The sequence below is a fragment of the Plectonema radiosum NIES-515 genome, assembly GCF_025753815.1.
Classification (GTDB): domain Bacteria; phylum Cyanobacteriota; class Cyanobacteriia; order Cyanobacteriales; family Nostocaceae; genus Hassallia; species Hassallia radiosum_A.
The window spans coordinates 43654-62719 of the sequence record NZ_JAOWRF010000064.1 but is presented as its reverse complement, the minus strand read 5'-3'; the positions used below and the strand labels follow the sequence as shown (position 1 = coordinate 62719).

Genomic DNA, 19066 nt, shown 5'->3' with positions numbered 1-19066 from the left:
CTTGACAAAATTACCTGTGCGAAAAATAGTTATTGCCGGCAACTGGAAAATGTTCAAAACTCAGGCAGAATCCCAAGAGTTTTTACAAGGATTTCTGCCCACCTTACAAGAAACCCCCGAAGAGCGAGAAGTCGTTTTATGTGTACCCTTCACTGACTTAAGCGCTTTGTCCATGAATCTGCATGGAAGTCTCGTACAGCTAGGAGCGCAAAATGTCCACTGGGAAGAAAGCGGAGCATATACCGGTGAAATTTCCGGTCCCATGCTGACAGAAATTGGTGTGCGTTATGTAATTGTCGGTCATAGCGAACGCCGACAATACTTTGGGGAAACAGATACTACCGTCAACTTGCGTCTCAAAGCTGCTCAAAAGTATGGTCTTACCCCAATTTTGTGTGTAGGTGAAACAAAGCAACAACGAGATGCAGGAGAAACCGAACTTCTGATTATCACTCAGTTAGAAAAAGACTTGGTGGATGTTGATCAAACTAACTTGGTGATTGCTTACGAACCGATTTGGGCTATCGGCACTGGTGACACTTGCGAAACAAAAGAAGCTAATCGGGTAATTGGTTTAATTCGCAGTCAGTTGACAAATCCCAATGTTCCAATTCAATATGGCGGTTCAGTCAAACCAAATAATATTGACGAAATTATGGCACAACCCGAAATTGATGGCGTTTTGGTGGGAGGAGCAAGTTTAGAAGCTGCCGGTTTTGCCCGAATTGTTAACTACAAGTAATCTGATGTCCGGTAAATTACTTACAATGTAAAGACGTTCCGGCGGAACGTCTCTACGACGGTAGGTAGGTTTTTATTACTGTTAATTAAACGGACATGATATAATCGAATGTTGCATCTTCTGGTTCCCGCGTTCTGCCTGGGAATGCACATCTGTGGGCTGCTGCCTCAATTGTCCAACTTTGATGAATGTTTTAAGCACACACGAGTGCTTACTACGTGTTTATGCAAAGTAATTTGATAATTCGCGATCGCTGTTTCCATTGGGGACAGCGGACTTATCTTATGGGCGTTTTAAATGTGACGCCTGATAGCTTTAGTGATGGTGGCGATTTTAACAGCGTTGCTGCGGCTTTAATACAAGCAAAAACACTGGTAGCCGCTGGTGCTGATATTATTGATATCGGTGGTCAATCGACTCGACCAGGAGCCGTGCAAATCTCTGTGGCTGAAGAACTTGAGCGGGTGCTGTCGGTCTTACAAGTACTCAGAAAAGAAATGGACGTGCCAATTTCTGTAGATACCACAAGAGCGGTTGTAGCAAAAGCATCAATTGAAGCTGGAGCGGATATAGTCAATGATATCTCTGGGGGCACCTTTGACTTAGAAATGTTGCCAACAGTTGCTAAATTAAATGTGCCAATTATCTTAATGCATATCCGGGGAAACCCAGAGACGATGAATCAACTCACAGATTATCAGGATTTGATGGGGGAGATTTATACTTTTTTAGAAAGGCAAATTGCGATCGCATACTCTGCGGGTATTAGACCTGAGAAAATAATTATCGATCCTGGTATTGGCTTTGCCAAGAACTACGAGCAAAACTTAGAAATATTTCGCCGGTTGCGATCGCTCACAAAACTCAACTGCCCTATCCTAGTAGGATCATCCCGTAAAAGCTTCATTGGTCGCATTTTAAATCAACCAGACGCAAAAGCACGAGTTTGGGGAACCGCAGCAGCATGTTGTGCAGCTATCTTTAATGGTGCTGATATCCTGAGAGTTCACGATGTCAAAGAAATGCGCGATGTATCGCTAGTTGCCGATGCACTTATGCGACATTCTCCACATCGTGATTAAATCAATCTCAGAGAGACTTTTGACTTCAGATTAGACAGAACTATTCTCAGAGGTATTGCCATTACCTTCATGAGCTACAGTGTCCCCAAGCATCTGGTCAAGTGCTCCCTCTGGTAGTCCTGAATTAAGAAAGACAATTTTGGCATTGTTACTAGCACCAAGTCTTTGGTTAGCTTCTACTTGTTCTTGAGCTACGAGATATTTGAGAATTTCTCTAGTTTCCGGTTTGGAAGTTATCGCATCAGAAAGTATCCGAATTGACTCTTTAGTTGCTTCTGCTCTCTTAATTGCAGCTTGCTGCTCTCCTTCAGCTGTGGTAATAGCTGCTTGTTTTCTGATTACAGCCGCTTGCTGCTCTGCCATTGACTTCTGTACGCTCTCAGGGGGTGTAATACTTTGAATATCTACCCGAATAATCTCAACTCCCCATTCTGCGCTTACCTGGTTCAAAATCTGCAACAGAGATTGATTCATCTGATTTCTAGAAGAAATGGTTTCCGTTAAAGTTCTATCGGCAATGTTGGCACGAAGTTCAACCGTTGCCAGGTTTGCTAGCGATATTTGAATATCATCGATTTTGTAAAAGCTTTTCTCCATACTCATGATTCGCCAGTTGACAACGCCATCAACTTCCAGGTAAACGTTATCTTTGGTAATCACTTTCTGAGGCTTAATGTCTAAAATCTGCTCTCGTGTAGTATCTTCCATTACAATACTATCGACCAAGGGAACGATGAAGTTTAGACCTGGCTTAAGTTTGCGATGATACCGTCCTAAACGTTCGACTAAGGCTTCATTACCTTCATTAATCAGTTTTGCAGACCCTAACGCATAGCCTATAAGCACTAAGACTATAGCAACAATTGGCTCCATATATGCTCCTATTCAGCTTTTGGCAGAATTGAAATTTAATCTAAAAGACATAGTACTAACTTGTCCTACCTTTAAGTCTAATGTCTTGAATGTGTAATCTTATTATCACAACCAGCAGTGGAAGGCAAGACACGATAACCCAAGGCAATGGCTATTAAAGCACTTGAGTGTCACGCTGGCAAGTATTTTTTTATGAAAGTGGATAGTGGATAGTGGATAGGGGATAACTGTTGACTATTAAACATCTGTTGGAAAAGAATGTAGAGACGCGAAATTTCGCGTCTCTACAAGGATTCTGGTTAACGCATAATTAATTTTTGGAGATGTCTATTGACTGTTCACCGTTGACTCTTGACTCTTGACTCTTGACCCTTTACTTAACAACAAACTCCAGCCACGGTTTAATGTTTGCCGGTAACTCGGAAACTAGACGCAATGGCAGTTGGGGTGTAGAAAGAGATTGGGCGTAAGCTGGTGTGAGAAACGGTTGATAAATTAACGCTGATGGTGTAAGTTGTTCAATAAAAGCTAAACTGACACCACGAGTTAGTTGACGCAAAGATTCGGTTTCTACACCACGCCGTTCTTTGACGATCGCAGTGGCTGCTGTTCCTACATATGCTGGGTCGGTAATACTCAAGTGAGTACCACCGATCGCAGTTAACAGATATTTGGTTCCTCGTAGTTGAGTAAAAGGTTGGATTTGATGGTTTAGGGCTGGGGTCAGGGAATCTTCGGTGCCGCTTAAGATTAAAACTGGCTTGGTAATTTTATTTAAACCGTTTTTGCCAAATAGTTTACCGACGAGAGGATTGAGAGCGATCGCACTTTTTACCCGTTCATCTTTTAATTGTCTAATCTTATCTCCCAAAGGTGCCGCCGTACATTGCAACCAATCTCCCGGAGATTCACCAAAACTGAGAGAATCTTTGCAATATTGCCGTAAATCCTTTAAGTCTAATTCTCCCCCAACCAAAGCCAAAGCCGTATAACCCCCCAAAGAATGACCGATCACAGTCACTTTCTCGGTATTTAGCTTTCCTCGAAGTTGTCCTGGTTGAGTATTTAGTTTTGCCAGTTCATTTAATAAAAAAGTGACATCTTTGGGACGATCAACAAATTCTGATGCTGGCATCAAATCTGCTAAATTACCAGATGCGGAAGCGTTATTAACTGATGTCAGGTTGCTACCAGGATGTTCAATTGCTGCAACCGTGACACCGTGAGATGCTAAATGACGCGCTAAATATTCCGCAAATTTGCGATTTGCCCCAAAACCGTGGGAAATTACTACTAAGGGTGTTTGCGCTTCAACCCGACTTGAATATATATCTACAGGAATAATTCTATTTCGTTGTCTGTCGGTAAACCTTAAAGTTTGTACTTCAACTGTTTCTTTGCCTCTTGCCGCTGGGTCGAAAGTTGCCCGAAACGGTATATTATTGTCAACAGCTAATTCTCGTGCTAGCAAGACTCCCAAAGCTTGACTTTGCAAACGATTGGCGCTAAATTCAACTGCAAGAGCGATCGCTTGAGTTGCATCTACGGTAACATCGGATTGTGGATAAGCTCGTAAAAAACCAAGTGCGCTTAAACCGTTGAATTGTCGCAGTGCGATGTTAAGTGTTCCTTGCAAGCTTTCGACTGTACTACCGGGAATTGCTACTCCCAAAGATGCAATTAATTGTTTACCTTCTGGTGTTCGCACTAAATCAGCGATAAACTTGTCTGCGACAGCCGGATCTACTTGCAAACGTCTTGTGAGCAACTTTTGTACTTCTGGTGAGAGTACAGAAGATAAAATTTCCAGTTTTTCTGGTAGTTTACCAGTTTTGGCGTATTTTTCTAAATCGGCGATCGCTACCGATTGCTCAAATGGACCTAAGCGGATAATAATTCTTTGAGCAGCTAATGTAGAAGGCATCCCCACACCCAAACCCAAAGCTAGGGACAAACTACACAATAATTTTTGTGCGATCGCAATTTTACGCCGATTTCTTACCTTAAGCTGAAATTGCATAGATTTATTTGCCCAACTTTTGGGAAAGCGCGAATTTTCAGCACTTACAAAAACTAATTGCTGTAATTCCCTCTCTTTGATGAATGCACTTCTTCTACAACTTATAGCAAAAATTTACTTGAGTATTTTTTCCGGCTTGCATCTGTGAAACCCGTTTATGCACAAGTTGTCCCCAAATATACTACACTAACTCCAGTCGAACATGAGTCTTAATTTTGACAATTTCATTTGCCAAGGTCATATTTTTACTCATACAATCGAGAAAATGGCGATCGATGTATAAAACATCAGCCTCGGTATCATAAATTTATTACTTTATTAACAATTCACCCTTTAAAAAGCTATCGTTAAACTTCAAATGACAGACCGGATAAATGATATTGCGTGGCAAGCTCACCTGGGTAGCGTTGCTGCGATTATTCAAGTATTGAACCAAAAGTTAGCCAATTCTGGTGTCAGAACCAGAGCTATTTTTGCTGATGGTGTCTTACAACTTCTTTGTGAGGCGCGTACAGTTGATAAACTTGAACAATCAACTCTAGTCAAGCAAATTCAGCAAATTCTCGAATCAATCGGACCCCGTAACATTCGCAGAGTTAACATCAACAGTCGAATTGTTCAAGAACAGCAATTGCTATGGTTAGAGGAAATTAGCCGCGCTGGAGAAAACTATTTACTTTGGTCAGAGGAAATTATTTTAGCTCAACCAACAATAATACAGCAAGTAATTCAAGATTTCCAAGAGCGTAAAATCGAACAAGCAAAGCCAAATTTACCCAAGTCACAATATTCTAGTTCTTTAGTACTGATTAACAAAAATAAACACAAAAAATCCCCCAATGGACAGATGCTAAATACAGTGGGTTTATCCCTGTTTTTATTTTTCCTTGGTTGGAGTGCTTATGGTTGGTTAGGTGGTAAATGGAATTCAATGCCACAACAAGTGCTTAAACCTTTATCACCAGCGGTAAAATCTTCCGAGCCAGCTTGGATTAACCAAGAACCAGAAATACCTCCTCTGGCGGATATATCCAGTGATTCTACCCTAGATGAAGATTTGTTTGCAGCATCTGTGAGAATTGCCAATCAAGCTTCTGCAAGCGGTAAAAATGCTCAAACATCAATTCAATGGTTAGATCTAGCTGCTAGGTGGCAAAGAGCCTCTGATTTAATGAGTAAAGTCCCATCCAATCATAGTCGGTATAAAGAAGCTCAAATTCGCACTAAGTTATATCGAGAGTATAGTGAAGCGGCGCAGAAAGAAGCAGATAAAAATAAAAGAAGTCAGGAGTCAGAAGTCAAAACTCAAAACTCAGAATTCTGACCCCTAAATTTTACCAGACTCACCAACTCCAAAATTAATTTCCCAACTCCTTGACAATAGGCACTACATAAACTACATTTGTAATATAAGCTGATGTAGAAAAAGGAGTATTTAGATGAAATCTCAAATTTCATGTGGCAAGTAGCTCAACAGTAGAGCGCCAATTTTATCCGTGAGGGTTATCGCGAAAGTGTCCCCCTTAATTCGCCCCAAATGCGGGTGCAAATCCCGCTTTGCTACACCAATTAATTAGAAATACAAAACGTGCGAATTTTCATGTGGTGGGTAGCCAAGTGGTTTAAGGCGCTAAACATCCTTATTCACAACTTGCTTGAAAAAGCCGAAGAATTGAGGGTTATCGTATAAAAAACGAGCATTCGCGGGTTCGAATCCCGCCCCACTACACCAAAACAATTAAAAAGCCTTCTTTGAATGCATTCATGCATGAATATATCATGTGGCGGGTAGCTCAGTGGTAGAGCGCTAAAACATCCTTATTCACACCTTGCTTGAAAGAGCCGACGAATGAGGGTTATCGACTTAAGTTCGAGAGGTCGCAGGTTCGAGTCCTGCTCCGCTACACCAAATAAATTCAAAATCCATCCAAAATCTCATGTGGCGATAGTTTAATGGCAGAATACCCGGAAAAATATCCTTTATTCGCAATTTAGCCCTAACGGGACGGAGAATTGAAGGTTATCGTCCAGCCGGGAGATGGTGGGTTCGAGTTCCACCTCCCCACGCCAAAATCTCAAATCCAAAATCTCAAATCTCATGTGGCGGGTAGCTCAGTGGTAGAGCGCCGAAAACATCCTTTTTCACACCTTGCTTGAAAGAGCCGAAGAATGAGGGTTATCGCATTTTAAGCCGGATGTCGCAGGTTCAAATCCTGCTCCGCCACCTTTCATTTTGCCCGTAAGGGCTGGGAGATGAAGTCATGAATTATAAATTCTTTACAAAAAATAAGAAAGGTACACCACAAAATAAACCTATCCCTGGTCGAGAAGCAGAGATGATTCAGGGACGTAGTGGTGGCTTTATGTTTGATGCTGGCATTTGGAAGATGCTGCGTCGCTGTTTGCTGGTTGGCACGGCACAAAGCACTTATTATGCCGGTAAGCAAGAGTTAACAGAGGATTTTGTCGCGGTTTTAAAACAAGCTGTTGCCGAAAATCCCCGCCGGGTTGCGGAAGAAATCTTGTATGCTAGCGATGGACGCGCCATCAATAACAGTGCGCCTATCCTTGCATTGGTGTTGCTGTCGATGGGTGAAGCACCAGAAGCCAAAAAAGCTTTTATGGAAATCTTCACATCTGTTATCCGCACTGGTAGCCATTTTTACGAATGGTTGAGTTACACCAAATCTCTGCGGGGATTTGGTAAGGTGGTGCGCGAAGCTGGGAAAAATTGGCTTTCGCGGGAAGATGTGAAAGGTTTAGCTTATCAACTTTTGAAATATCAACAGCGTCAAGGTTTCACCAATCGCGATGCATTAAGGTTGTTTCATGTCAAGCCACCTACAGAAGAGCATCGGCAATTATTTGAGTGGGTGGTTAAAGGTTGGGAAGAAATGCCTGTGGAAATTCCTTCCCAGGCGATCGCGCAGATTTGGTGGTATGAATGGTTAAAACGGAATCCCACCAAAACCCATGAAGCCATTACTCAAGGACACCTAAGCCACGAAATGGCTGCACCTGTGGGCAAAATGGATAAAGCTGCTTGGCAGCTGCTTTTCTCTGAAATGCCAATTGGTGCAATGTTGCGTAACCTCGGTTCACTAACACAACTGGGTGTTTTGCGAACCGATGAAAGCGCTAACTTACTGCGCTTGGAAGCTGTTCTCAACAACAGAGAACATCTGCGTAAAGGACGCATCCATCCGATTGATGTTTTAAAAGCGTTGAAAACTTATCAATCTGGGGGAAGATTAGGACGCAGCCAAAAGACTTGGAACCCAGTTTCTCGGATTGTAGACATCTTAGAAAAAGCCGTTGAATTGTCTTTTGATGTGGTGAAACCCACAAATAAAGTCTTCATGCACGCCGTTGACGTATCTGGTTCAATGGGTGGTATGGTTGCAGATATGGGACTGACTTGTTGTGAAATTGCCACAACAATGGCTTTAGTGACAGCAAAAGCTGAGAAAAACTACATGATTCGCGGCTTTGCAACCGACTTCCGCGACTTGGGTATTACTGCCAAAGATAGTTTTGGTTCGGCTGTTCGCAAAGCCAGCAATCAAAACTTCGGTGGAACAGATGCATCTGTAGCCTATGACTGGATGATTAAGAATAAGTTTAAAGCAGATGTCGTTTGCTTTTGGACAGATTCAGAATCATGGGCTGGTTATAAGCATCCCAGTCAAGCGCTGGCTAAGTATCGGCAAAAGGTGAATCCCGATGTGAAAGCAGTGTATGTTACCCTGACACCTTACCAGATTACGCTGGTAGACCCCAAAGATCCGCTTTCCTGGGATTTAGGTGGATTCGATCCGGGAATACCTCGGATTATTCAGATGTTAGCTACGGGTGAGTTGTAAGTAGTTTGACACTCCCCACTGCGTTTAGTTGCTTCACAGAAGCATTTGACCGAGATACCCACCGAAGCCGACCGGGAGCCAAGTCCCCATTCATTTGGACGGAAATTATCGTGTGCGATCGCTAACAGATTCATCCCCAATTACCAAAATAATTACAACCACAGACCTAACGCTCTTTTATTACTCTCGCCAGATTAAATTTGAAACCCTATTTTCAGGTTAGTCCAAAGTAGGCGGACGAGCGTTTGTGTAGCCGCGACTTCCAGTCGTCAGGGCTTCATAATTATTATTCTCTCTCCAGAGTCATAAAAGAGGGCTAATAGTTAACTTTGACGCAATGGTCTATAACGTCACCAAGGAACTTTGTATCCCAAGCTCGTAATGAGCAGTAAACCAATCATGGCAAGGCTTACAATGGCTGGGCGCGCTGACTGAATTAGTGTAAATACATATAAGTGAGTAAATAAGCAATCCGGAATAATGCTCATGACATTCTGTGTATCTACCAAATACATTGGACTCTGGAAACACAAGATCGACTATTTCATGAGCTTTTTTCCCTTTTTGACTCGGCGCTTGCGGCTATCTAGTTTAGTAATATTCCTAGCGAGTGTAATTGTCACTCTTGTTCTCGGCTGTATGCCAACTCCCAGCCAAACTCCTACACGAGACAAGTTTATTCAACCCTTTTCATCGACATCGCCTTGGAACATGCCCATAGGCTCAAATGCCCAATACATACCTGCTGGCATCAATAAGGCAGGCTATGCTGCGGCAGATGAAGAGTACTTCTACAAACTCGAAGCAGGTGATCCCTACCGTCCAGTTTATGTTCCTGGAACCTGGGGTGAAGGGCGCTGTACAGGCACTAAATCTATGGAAATCTCACTACCCATTCCAGACGATTTAATTGTTGCAGATGCCACAAATCAGCCCTACAGCACACCCAACAATGCGAGTGCGTTTCTCATGCCAGATGGTAAAACTTTAGTGCAGCTTGAACCCTTAGCTCGTTGTGAACATGGAGGTTCAATTTATGGTTGGCGTTATTATCCCGATGTTGATATTTACGGAGAAGGAATAGGGGGAGCGCATTTTGGTTCTGGTCTTTCTTCCATTGGTGGCTCTATTCGCAAAGGTGAACTTACCAGCAATCAGCCTATTCGTCATGCATTGAAAGTTCTTCTTTGGGGGGAAAAATATTATTATTACTCTCAGTCTAATCCTGGGCATCGCTGGCCCGCAGATCGTGCAGATGCTAATGCCGCCAACCAGTATCATGGTCAAAACCCCGCCCTTATGCAAGGAGCGCTTTTAGCAATTCTTCCCGACCAAACCGAAGAAAGTCTTAACTTGCAAACACCTGCTGCTAAAAAAATATTTCATGCATTGCAAGATTACGGAGCTTATGTTGTTGATGATGCCGGTTGGGACGCTCATTACCTTGCAGTGGAAAGAGGAGTTCTAGATGAGTTTCACAACACCTTCGGCTATGATTTGCAGGGTACAAGCGGACAGTTACACGACGACTTGATGAAGCTATTTCAAGCGTTGCAAATCGTCGATAACAATAAAGCAGACAGTATTGGTGGTGGTGGAACTCCGCGTGCTGCTCTTGCTCCACCGATTGGAAACTGAAGAATAAGCGAGGGCAACCGTCGTAGAGACGTTCCGTTGGAACGTCTCTACAATAGACCAATACGGTTGGTGTTAAGGATTTTTGGTACTGATTTTAGACCTGTAGAGACGTTGCATGTGCTACGTCTCTACGAGGATTTGGGGTTTAACACCAACGGTATTGTACAATAGACTCTTGCATAAATAATTTTTTGTCTCACGTACTCGTCGCACTCGTGGCAAAGAAGAAGGGAAAGGAAGGACTTTTGCAAGAGGTCTAATAGACATCTCCGAAAATTAAATATGCGTTATCCAAACCCCAAGAGACGCGAAATTTCGCGTCTCTACATTGTTTTCCGGAGAGGTCTAATAGACATAGGAGTGAAAATTAAATATGCGTTGCCCAAAACCTTTGTAGAGACGTAGCACTGCTACGTCTCTACATTATTTTTCACTTGCGTAAGTCCTAAAAGTTACGAAACACCTATTTGAGCATTACTGTTGCCAAGGGGGTATTTGGCAGCGGCAAAGAGACGTTCCGGCAAAGAGACGTTCCGGTGGAACGTCTCTACAATATGTATGATTTACCAACCACCAATAACATCTATAGAGACGTTAGATCAAGAACCAAAAGCGAATAATTTTCTGATTTTGGCATTGATGTATGGTTGCCTGATTTTGGCATCTTTAAAAAGAGAGATAAAATCTTTCAGGGAGATTCTTTCTTTTTTAACAAATTCCATTGGTTTAAACTTAAAAAACGATTTTTGACTATACCAAGTCAGGAGCATTTTCTTTTGTAAAAATATAAAAGGTGCCTGATTAGCAAATTTTAAATTTGATTTTAAATGAGTAGGAAAAATATCATAAACAGCAGAAAATGCTTCTGTAATTATGGCGATGCCGGAAGTTTTCAGCATAGAGTTAATATCTCTAATAGCGGCAATGGGGTCAGTCAGATGTTCTAAAACTTCAAAAGAAAGTACAATATCGTATTGAGATGTAAGACAAGATTTATAGTCAGATATAAGATTTACGCGATCGCCGATCAAATCGTAATGGGCAAACCGCTTTGTCGCAAATTCGTATGTTTTACTTCCAGGAATGTCAAAATAGTTAATTTTAAATCCATTATTGACAAGTTCTAAAGAATCATTGCCGGTGCCGTCACCTAACATGAGAATAGTTAAATCATCAAGTGCGCGAGCATTTTTTTGGGCGTATAAGCGAATCCTTTCCACCGCTTGTTGAATCCAAAGCTGTCTTTCTTGTGATGCCCAAAAAACCATAGTCTCAATTATTAATCCATATCCTTCTTTGTAGAGTTTTTCCATCTTGTCGTCATATTGATGGGGAGTTACTCCAAAATGCTTTGCTTCTTGAATTACGGGTCCTTCACCTATAGCCTGCATCCACACTTTATGTTCTACTTCTTGTCTGGGCAAATCGGTAAAATTAACTACTTCATCAACAATTTCTTGATAACTGAAAGGAAGTTTAATGTTCATAATTTTGTACCGCTAAGTTCAATTACATTGTAGCTGAGATGCTTAGATTAGCCTAAGCGCCTTTTTTGTCAAGACCTTAATATTTGTAAATACCCGACAAGGGTATTTCTCTCTTTAGTTGATGTTAGTGGAAGGAGTAGCAACAAGCAAGATAGGTAACGAGCCGAACCAGGTAATGTACTTAAGACTAAAACAGCAACGGTGATACCGTACCAAATAAGAGCTTTAGTGTAATTTAAATTGCCCAATTCTTTGACTATATATATATGAAGTAGTAGGTAACTAGCTAATGCACATATTTCGGAATAGCCATAGCCAACTATTCCCATCTGCGGTACTAGCAAAAATGCATGTCCGGCAAAAAGTGCGACATGAGCTGCATGAAACCAAGCAACAGATAAATTTTTACCTAGCAGATAAAGTACTGAGCAATGTAAATTGAAGATGGAATTGGAAAGATAGCCAACGGCAATAAATGGAAAGACTTGTAGCACTGGAGTCCAATTTTTGCCAAAAATCAGTAATAATACTACAGGACCGAGCAGGGCAAAACCTGCAATTGGAACGCCAACTGCTAGGGCTTGCAAGCGCATTCCCTCTTCAATACTGTGCCGCAGCCTCGTTTTGTCATTTTCGAGTTTAGCAAGCGCTGCCATCGCTAAACGCCAAGTTACTGTCTTGGCAAAAGAAAGCATTTCGACTAAACGAATGGCAAGAGAAACAAAGCCCACAGCTTCAGCGCCGGCGAAACGTCCGACAATGACTGGATTAACAAGCGATCGCAATTGCCATAACCAAGTCGAACTAGAATAGCTTAAGCCATACTTCAGCATCTCCCGAATTAAACTTGGCTTCCAGCACAAGCGCGGACGAAGTTTAGTACTCGAATAAGTTAGCGCAACCATGCTGATTTGCTGAAGCCACAAACCAGCAGTCGGCGCCCAAGCACCAGCTCCTTGATGTGCTAATGGCAGCGCGATCGCGTAGTAGCTAATTTGACTGATTAACTCAATGTATGCCACACGCTTAAAATCTAAGTCGCGGTCGAGTTTAATTGTTAAAGGTATATTTAACAATGATATTGGTAAAGTCAAACCCAAAGCTGCCAAAAACGGTGCGGCTTCTGGAAGGTTAAGCATTTGGGCGATAATATGTTGCCCTAATACCAAACTCAGCGCAAAGATTCCGCCAAAACATAGCAACAGGGTAAAGGCTTGGTCATAATCTTCTTGCTCTGGGTTAGTGGTTTTGCGTAGTAAATAAACGTCCAAACCCCACATACCCAAACCACCGAGAAAGCTGACAATTCCAGAACCTACTCCATACAATCCGTACTGGGTAGGGCCAATAACTCTCGTAATAAATATTACTCCTATCAGGCTGAGTAATATTCCCAGAGCTTGTCTTACAACTAGTAAGGCTCCACCTTTAATAACTTGATTACGCAGTCCCACAGTTACTCCAAAAAGCGATTAGGTATTAGGGAAGAGGAGGGGGGGAGGGGGGGGAAGGGGAGAGGGGGAAAGAATAATTTTCTCCCCCTCTCCCCCACTCCCTCAGTTTATTAGATTGTGCGAAATAACAAACGACGACGTAAAGCACGATTAAACGATCGCACTTTTTCATAACCCTCAAATCCCAGCAATTCTAGTGCCGCGATCGCGACACTCAAGCGCATCAACGACGGTTGTAAAAGTAGTTGTGGATAGTTAGCGATCGCTAAGTTGCGATAATGCGCTGATTGTTGGAAATCTTTATTATCTATAGACCTCCAAGCGAGAAAGACATACAATCTTCCATAGCTTTTGGGTCTTAAATACAATACTTCTGTTGGCAAAGCTTGATATGTTTTCTCAATCAATCGCCGAAAACCTTCTAACATCGACTGGCAATCTTTTGATTTATTATGAGGATGCTGTCGATATCTCACCATAACTTCTTTGACAACTCCATAGTGATAACGACAAGCGATACGTACCCACATATCCACATCTTCAATGTAGCTATTTTCATCGAATAAGCCGAGAGTTTCAAAACAAACACGGCGAATCATCGGTGAACTTCCACAACAGACTGTGCTATCACATGATTCAAAAACTTTTTTATATACATCACCCTCGTCATTGTGCTTCATGACTATGCCTGTTAACTTACCACTTTCATCCATGTAAGCTGTCCAAGCATCAACCAGACCAACTAAAGAATTATTATCTAAACAATTTGCTTGTTTTTCTAACTTAGTCGGTTCCCAAATATCATCAGCATCTAAAAAAGCAATATATTCGCCTTGAGATTCACTAATTCCTCTATTTCGTGCCGCAGCCGTACCTTGATTTTCTTGGGTAATCACTCGAATTCTGGGGTCGGTTATCTGTGAACCCCATTCCACGATTTTATCAGAACTACCATCATTAACAATCAATACTTCAAAATCAGTCAAAGTTTGCTGCAAGACACTCTCCACGGTTTCTGGGAGGTATTTCATTGCATTATATGCGGGAACAACAACGGAAACTTTCGGCATCTTTTTACCTCTCAAATTGTCTGCTTTGGTAATTAACACCAAATCTAGTTTAAATTGCTGTTTTTTCTGAAGTCTGTGCAGGTGGACTTTGTTTGTTTAGCCGCGAATTCCATTCCCCTGCGCTGCGACGCATTGTTTGCACAAGCGATCGCACTCTATCATAAGTTTGCGAACCAAGTCGTTTTAACAGCCCCAAAGCAATACTTTGACGGATAAAGTCCCAAGAAAAAATTAGCTGTGGATAATGAGCAATGGCTTGATAATTAAAATGCACTGCTTGTTCATAATCTTTATTGTTTATTGCTCTCCAAGCTAAATAGAGATTGACGCGACCATATCCTCTATCTCTTAAAGGCAGTAATTCGACTTGAACAGATTCAAAAGCTTTCTCGATAATTGTCCGAAAAGCTTCTAGCATTCCTTGGCAATTAGTAGATTTACTCCCAGGATGCTGTCGATAGCGAACTAAGGGTTCTTTTACTACTCCAAATTCATAGCGAGAAGCAAGACGAATCCACATATCTAAATCTTCCAGAAAAGGTAAATCTGGATTAAATAATCCCACCGTTTCAAAACAACTGCGACGAATCAAAGGTGTACTGTCACAACAGCAGACTGTTTTAAACTGAACTAGTTGCTTCCATGCGTCTTTTTCTGCATGAGAGACAATTACTTTCCCCGTAGATTTATTTTGTTGGTTAACTAAAACTGTCCAAGTATCTACTAAACCTACTGATGGGTTTTCTTCTAACAAACGTACTTGTTTTTCTAGTTTAGTTGGCTCCCAAATATCATCTGCATCCAAAAGGGCTATGTATTCACCTTGTGCGGCAGTAATACCTGTATTGCGTGCAACGGATGAACCTTGGTTTGTTTGGCAAATTAATTTAACTCGCAAGTCTGCAATTTGAGATGCCCATTCTACAGTTCTATCAGAACTGCCATCATCAATAATTAAGACTTCAAAATCAGGAAATGTCTGCTGAAAAACGCTCTCCAAAGTCTCTGGGAGGTAAGCCATAGCGTTGTAGGCTGGGATGATTACGGAAACATAAGGCATAGTAGACCCCTAATTTACTTTTTTAGACTGCATAATCGTTTCTAAAATCACATCGCGGTAGCTTGATGCCACCGTGTCCCAATTAAAGCGCAATGCATTTTGTCGCGATCGCATTTGCCAATCACCTGTTAAAGCTTGGGCAAGTGCAGCTGCGTAAGTGTCTGGGTTCGTTACGTCACATACTATGCCCCCATTTGCAACGATGTAACGACGAATTGCATCATCAGTAGTCACTACTGGTAAACCACTTGCCATTGCTTCGAGATAGGCAAGTGCAAAGGGTTCATCCACAGAAGGAAGTGTAAATACATCCACACTTCGATATACTTCAGGCATTTGCTCGTAGGCAAAGGTACGAATAGCAAATCGTTGCTGACCGAGTAAGCGATCGCCTAATGCTTGAAAGTATGAGCGATCGGGTCCATCCCCACAAACAACAAGACTAACATGGGGTAAGCGAGCCACTGCTTGAATAGCTAGTTCGACTCGCTTGTGATTCTTGCGGTTCAAACTAGCTACACACAGTGCCATTGGTCTTGGCAAGCCAAAATTGATACTGGTTCCGTTCGGTGTAAATCGCTCAAGATTCACACCATTGGAAATGACACTTATTGGTTGTGTAGGTTTTAGGTTATGAGCATAAGTTGCCGTCGCTTCATCTAACACCACGAAGCGATCGGGACGAAAGCCAAGATTCCGCTTGAGACATTTCCCGTTTGCCTTTAAGCTATTGTGTTCGGTAAAAAGTATTGGAGTACCAATGAGCGATCGCACACAAACAGCTACAGCCAATCCACCATAATCATTATGGGGAAATATCAAATCAGCAGGCTGACTCAAAAGACGCAAAAGACAGGGAAAGAAGCTAGTCAGATGTTCCACCACAATCTCAGGATGCGTCCCAATACCTCGTAGTAGTGGAGCTACTAAGGGATGACGCACAACACGACTACTGAAAGTGCGGGAAATACATTTAACAGGGTAACTGAAGGAACCACAAGGGGCACCACTTAAAAGTTCTACCTCAAAGTATGCACTCAAACGACGTGCAAGCTCGATGGCAACAATCTCCGAACCACCGCTAGAGTTAACCCCTGCACTTGGATGCACCAAAACAATTCTGTAGGGTCGTTCATGCGATCCTTTGTGTTGTGCGTTATCGGAATTAATTAGTTGTTGGGTCATTGTTTATTGTGTTCTTGCTACATAACAACAAAAAAGTAAATATTATCAACCAACTAAGTTGTCACTAATTTTGGTTTGAGAGTTGAAATCAGCGGTTTTTCAATATAGGAGTAAACAGCACATCCAAATATAAGTCCCATTCCGCCAATCATGATTCCCAGTATATTTAATATCAGACTATTTTGAGTAATACCTGGGGCAACTTTCAAGATAAACTTTGTGATGTTGTTTATAGCAAAACCGTGCATTAAGTAAATAGAATATGATGCATTCCCTATATATATCAAAACCTCATTTACATGTACATGTTTCCTCATTTCTAGAGATGTAGAGCCAACTACCAAAAGCATCGAAGGAATACCAAAGGAAATTACAGGCGATATTTCTACAACTTTATAGTAATAATTGATTGCTCCTAAAGTATATAAAAAAGCCCCCAGACAAATTAAAGTCATTTCTTGAGGAATTTTATGTTTAGATACAATGTAAGCTGCTACGCAACCCAGAAAAAACTCTAGATTATGTTCGTTGAAAATAAAATTAAGCATCAAGCCGTCTTTAGGTAAATTGAAGATGCCAATAAAATGTGTAAATGTCAATAATAGCCAGATGGAAACTATGGAAAAAGATAATTTGGGTTTTAAGCCAATTAATAAACCAAATATGATATAAAAGAAAATTTCAAATGTCAATGTCCAGCTAACACCGAGAAAGCTGCTTGAGAGAATTTCTCGACTTTGAGGAAATAAGATAAAAGCTTTTAATATTTCTAAAATATTTCTCTTTCCGGTGTCAGCATCGTAAGCAAAGAATAAAGAAGCGGATAACTTTAGCGTCAAAACTACCCAGTAAATTGGGTAAATTCGGGTAAATCTCTTGATAAAAAATGACTTGAGCTTACTTCTATTGCCAATATCTGATTGGTGAATATATAAAATAATAAATCCGCTTAATACAAAGAAAAAGTCAACACCTGAGCCACCAAAATTAAAGATTTTCCCGAAAAAGTCTTTTTGCAAATTTTGATTAAATATCAAGTCGCAGTGAGCAAGTATTACCATGATTGCGGCAAGTCCTCGAAACACCTGGAGGAGATTTAATTTTTGATGTTTTATAACTTTTTGCATGAAATATCTCCTTTTTTAATAAGGTTTGGTGAGTAAAGGAGTCTGTGGTTGAAGTTTATTCCAATCCCAATCAGCAACTGCTGATACAGTCCACCAATAGAAGAACAGAGTGGTATGAGTCCAAATGTTTTCGGTAATCATCCCCACAGGGATAGCTAAAAAAACAGCTAAAAGAGTTAAACAAAAATCATGTTGAGCCGTACCGCTCGGTGTATCTTTAATTAAGCGGATAAAACGGACAATTTGAGCTAGGAAAAAGGCAATAAAACTCACCATACCCACAATTCCTTGTTCTACCAAAGTGCGGATATAATCGTTGTGGGGAAGAAATCCATTACCAGCTACTTGTTTGCTCAAACCCAAGCCATAACCTAAGATTGGGTATTCTTGCCAAGCTTTTAGTAGCATATACCATTGAGAAACTCGCCAATTGAAGCTGTTATTATCTCCTTGTGATAAGAGAATTGCTCGCGATATATCTATATCTGGATTTAGTAGCGGTGTATTCGCAATTGAACCCAGACGTTGTTGTCCAAATTCGGTACTAGCAAATAAGCCGATGACAATTGCTAAAAAAACTATCCCACCAAGTAACTTGATAATATTTAATTTTGGCGAAATCAAAACTAGTACAAAAACGGCAAGCATGAGCAAACTAAATAAAGCTTTAGTACTCACATAAAAAAATGCCAGCAGGAATAGCAATATCAGCCAATGCCAACGTTGTTTGGAGTGACTTAATTTCCACCAAGTAAGACCAATGAACAGCAATAAAAAGGTTGCGAAGGTGTTCGGATGACCTAGGGTTCCGTTAATGCGAGAGGCTTTTTCAAATAAAACTTCATCACCTCCCCCAAACACAAATATTGGCGGTAAAAGCGAAGGCGGTAAAATTGTCTGCATTAATGCTATTGTCAGGGGAAAGATTAGCGCCAGCAGTAAAGCAGAAACAATTTTTTCTGGATGAAGTCGGTCTTTGAGCTGCATGACTATCAGGTAGACCATCAGCCAGGAAAAAATACGTACCCATTCGCGAATGCTGTCTGGCAAAAAGGCAGCATTTAGCCCCAATCCTCCCAAAGGCAAAAGTATCACCCATACGCCTTGTAGTGCTACCCAAGCGGCAAATAACCACCAAAATTTATTGGTGCGTACAGTTTGCCCCCTCAGTAACATTACTGTGACATAAAGTATAGTCAGGGCATCTAGACCAATGGCAAACGCGGCTGGTAGCTGTTGACCAGAAAACGGATCTAAAGCCGATCGCAAGATTAATAAACCGAGTACAGTTTGCTCAAAGAAGGAAAAAAAGCAGATAATTGCTGCGATACCTCCGAAAGCGACACCCAGATAAAAGGGTTGAGCACCTGCTGCGAAGCCCACAACTACACCAGTTGCGGCGCCCAGGAAGCTAATCAATAGCATCAGACGCAAACCACGTCTTGAACCTTGATTATTCAGCATT

At 41.5% G+C, this 19066-nt stretch carries 14 protein-coding genes and 5 tRNA genes; 10 read left to right on the top strand and 9 right to left on the bottom strand.

The features are described 5' to 3' along the window. Positions 1 to 16 precede the first annotated feature (16 nt). Both tpiA and folP read left to right on the top strand, forming a co-directional pair. The gene (gene tpiA, locus OGM63_RS04015; protein WP_263744218.1) at positions 17 to 742 is read left to right on the top strand and encodes a triose-phosphate isomerase; all 726 of its coding nucleotides are present in this window, start codon (positions 17 to 19) and stop codon (positions 740 to 742) included. A gap of 224 nt (positions 743 to 966) precedes the next feature. Next, positions 967 to 1824 (top strand): dihydropteroate synthase, encoded by an 858-nt coding sequence (folP, locus tag OGM63_RS04010; RefSeq protein WP_263744211.1) that lies wholly within the window; start codon positions 967 to 969, stop codon positions 1822 to 1824. Between the two features lie 30 nt (positions 1825 to 1854). On the opposite strand, the gene OGM63_RS04005 is transcribed toward folP, so the two are convergent. Then, positions 1855 to 2697: an SPFH domain-containing protein gene (locus tag OGM63_RS04005; protein WP_263744210.1), complete on the bottom strand. Its 843-nt coding sequence runs from the start codon at positions 2695 to 2697 to the stop codon at positions 1855 to 1857. 373 nt (positions 2698 to 3070) lie between these two features. After that, positions 3071 to 4717 carry an alpha/beta hydrolase gene (locus tag OGM63_RS04000; protein WP_263744209.1) on the bottom strand — a complete coding sequence of 549 codons (1647 nt, stop codon included), beginning with the start codon at positions 4715 to 4717 and terminating at the stop codon, positions 3071 to 3073. A 358-nt stretch (positions 4718 to 5075) separates the two neighbouring features. Between OGM63_RS04000 and OGM63_RS03995 the strand changes: the two genes are divergently transcribed. From OGM63_RS03995 to OGM63_RS03960, 8 genes are all read left to right on the top strand, one after another. Beyond that, on the top strand, positions 5076 to 6041 hold the full coding sequence (locus OGM63_RS03995; RefSeq protein ID WP_263744208.1) for a hypothetical protein: 966 nt from the start codon (positions 5076 to 5078) through the stop codon (positions 6039 to 6041). A 134-nt stretch (positions 6042 to 6175) separates the two neighbouring features. Continuing rightward, positions 6176 to 6285 (top strand) — tRNA-OTHER (locus tag OGM63_RS03990). 35 nt (positions 6286 to 6320) lie between these two features. Beyond that, positions 6321 to 6445 (top strand) — tRNA-OTHER (locus OGM63_RS03985). Between the two features lie 53 nt (positions 6446 to 6498). Then, positions 6499 to 6626 (top strand) — tRNA-OTHER (locus tag OGM63_RS03980). Between the two features lie 30 nt (positions 6627 to 6656). After that, positions 6657 to 6787, top strand: a tRNA-OTHER gene (locus OGM63_RS03975). Positions 6788 to 6818: 31 nt separating this feature from the next. Continuing rightward, positions 6819 to 6942: transfer RNA gene (locus tag OGM63_RS03970), tRNA-OTHER, on the top strand. Positions 6943 to 6978: 36 nt separating this feature from the next. Then, positions 6979 to 8580, top strand: a complete 1602-nt coding sequence (locus OGM63_RS03965; RefSeq protein ID WP_263744207.1) for a TROVE domain-containing protein — start codon at positions 6979 to 6981, stop codon at positions 8578 to 8580. A gap of 546 nt (positions 8581 to 9126) precedes the next feature. After that, positions 9127 to 10218 (top strand): hypothetical protein, encoded by a 1092-nt coding sequence (locus OGM63_RS03960; protein WP_263744206.1) that lies wholly within the window; start codon positions 9127 to 9129, stop codon positions 10216 to 10218. A 599-nt stretch (positions 10219 to 10817) separates the two neighbouring features. On the opposite strand, the gene OGM63_RS03955 is transcribed toward OGM63_RS03960, so the two are convergent. From OGM63_RS03955 to OGM63_RS03925, 7 genes are all read right to left on the bottom strand, one after another. Continuing rightward, a complete protein-coding gene (locus OGM63_RS03955; RefSeq protein WP_263744205.1) occupies positions 10818 to 11705 on the bottom strand; it encodes a class I SAM-dependent methyltransferase in 888 nt (295 codons plus the stop codon). 68 nt (positions 11706 to 11773) lie between these two features. After that, on the bottom strand, positions 11774 to 13159 hold the full coding sequence (locus tag OGM63_RS03950; protein WP_263744204.1) for an oligosaccharide flippase family protein: 1386 nt from the start codon (positions 13157 to 13159) through the stop codon (positions 11774 to 11776). 110 nt (positions 13160 to 13269) lie between these two features. Beyond that, positions 13270 to 14229, bottom strand: a complete 960-nt coding sequence (locus OGM63_RS03945) for a glycosyltransferase family 2 protein (RefSeq protein ID WP_263744203.1) — start codon at positions 14227 to 14229, stop codon at positions 13270 to 13272. A 49-nt stretch (positions 14230 to 14278) separates the two neighbouring features. Further along, positions 14279 to 15289, bottom strand: a complete 1011-nt coding sequence (locus OGM63_RS03940; protein WP_263744202.1) for a glycosyltransferase family 2 protein — start codon at positions 15287 to 15289, stop codon at positions 14279 to 14281. Between the two features lie 9 nt (positions 15290 to 15298). After that, positions 15299 to 16474, bottom strand: coding sequence for a glycosyltransferase (locus OGM63_RS03935; RefSeq protein WP_263744201.1), 1176 nt, complete (start codon positions 16472 to 16474; stop codon positions 15299 to 15301). A gap of 53 nt (positions 16475 to 16527) precedes the next feature. Next, positions 16528 to 17601 carry an acyltransferase family protein gene (locus OGM63_RS03930; RefSeq protein WP_263744200.1) on the bottom strand — a complete coding sequence of 358 codons (1074 nt, stop codon included), beginning with the start codon at positions 17599 to 17601 and terminating at the stop codon, positions 16528 to 16530. A gap of 15 nt (positions 17602 to 17616) precedes the next feature. Further along, entirely contained in the window at positions 17617 to 19065 is a 1449-nt protein-coding gene (locus OGM63_RS03925; protein ID WP_263744199.1) for an O-antigen ligase family protein, read from the bottom strand. Position 19066: the final 1 nt, after the last annotated feature.

Excerpts from the sequence above, each read along its gene's own strand:
- OGM63_RS03995 (WP_263744208.1), top strand. The coding sequence starts at position 5,076 with ATGACAGACCGGATAAATGATATTGCGTGGCAAGCTCACCTGGGTAGC.
- OGM63_RS03955 (WP_263744205.1), bottom strand. The coding sequence starts at position 11,705 with ATGAACATTAAACTTCCTTTCAGTTATCAAGAAATTGTTGATGAAGTA.
- OGM63_RS04000 (WP_263744209.1), bottom strand. The coding sequence starts at position 4,717 with ATGCAATTTCAGCTTAAGGTAAGAAATCGGCGTAAAATTGCGATCGCA.
- OGM63_RS03925 (WP_263744199.1), bottom strand. The coding sequence starts at position 19,065 with ATGCTGAATAATCAAGGTTCAAGACGTGGTTTGCGTCTGATGCTATTG.
- OGM63_RS03945 (WP_263744203.1), bottom strand. The coding sequence starts at position 14,229 with ATGCCGAAAGTTTCCGTTGTTGTTCCCGCATATAATGCAATGAAATAC.
- folP (WP_263744211.1), top strand. The coding sequence starts at position 967 with ATGCAAAGTAATTTGATAATTCGCGATCGCTGTTTCCATTGGGGACAG.
- OGM63_RS03930 (WP_263744200.1), bottom strand. The coding sequence starts at position 17,601 with ATGCAAAAAGTTATAAAACATCAAAAATTAAATCTCCTCCAGGTGTTT.
- OGM63_RS03960 (WP_263744206.1), top strand. The coding sequence starts at position 9,127 with ATGAGCTTTTTTCCCTTTTTGACTCGGCGCTTGCGGCTATCTAGTTTA.
- OGM63_RS03940 (WP_263744202.1), bottom strand. The coding sequence starts at position 15,289 with ATGCCTTATGTTTCCGTAATCATCCCAGCCTACAACGCTATGGCTTAC.
- OGM63_RS03965 (WP_263744207.1), top strand. The coding sequence starts at position 6,979 with ATGAATTATAAATTCTTTACAAAAAATAAGAAAGGTACACCACAAAAT.
- OGM63_RS04005 (WP_263744210.1), bottom strand. The coding sequence starts at position 2,697 with ATGGAGCCAATTGTTGCTATAGTCTTAGTGCTTATAGGCTATGCGTTA.
- OGM63_RS03935 (WP_263744201.1), bottom strand. The coding sequence starts at position 16,474 with ATGACCCAACAACTAATTAATTCCGATAACGCACAACACAAAGGATCG.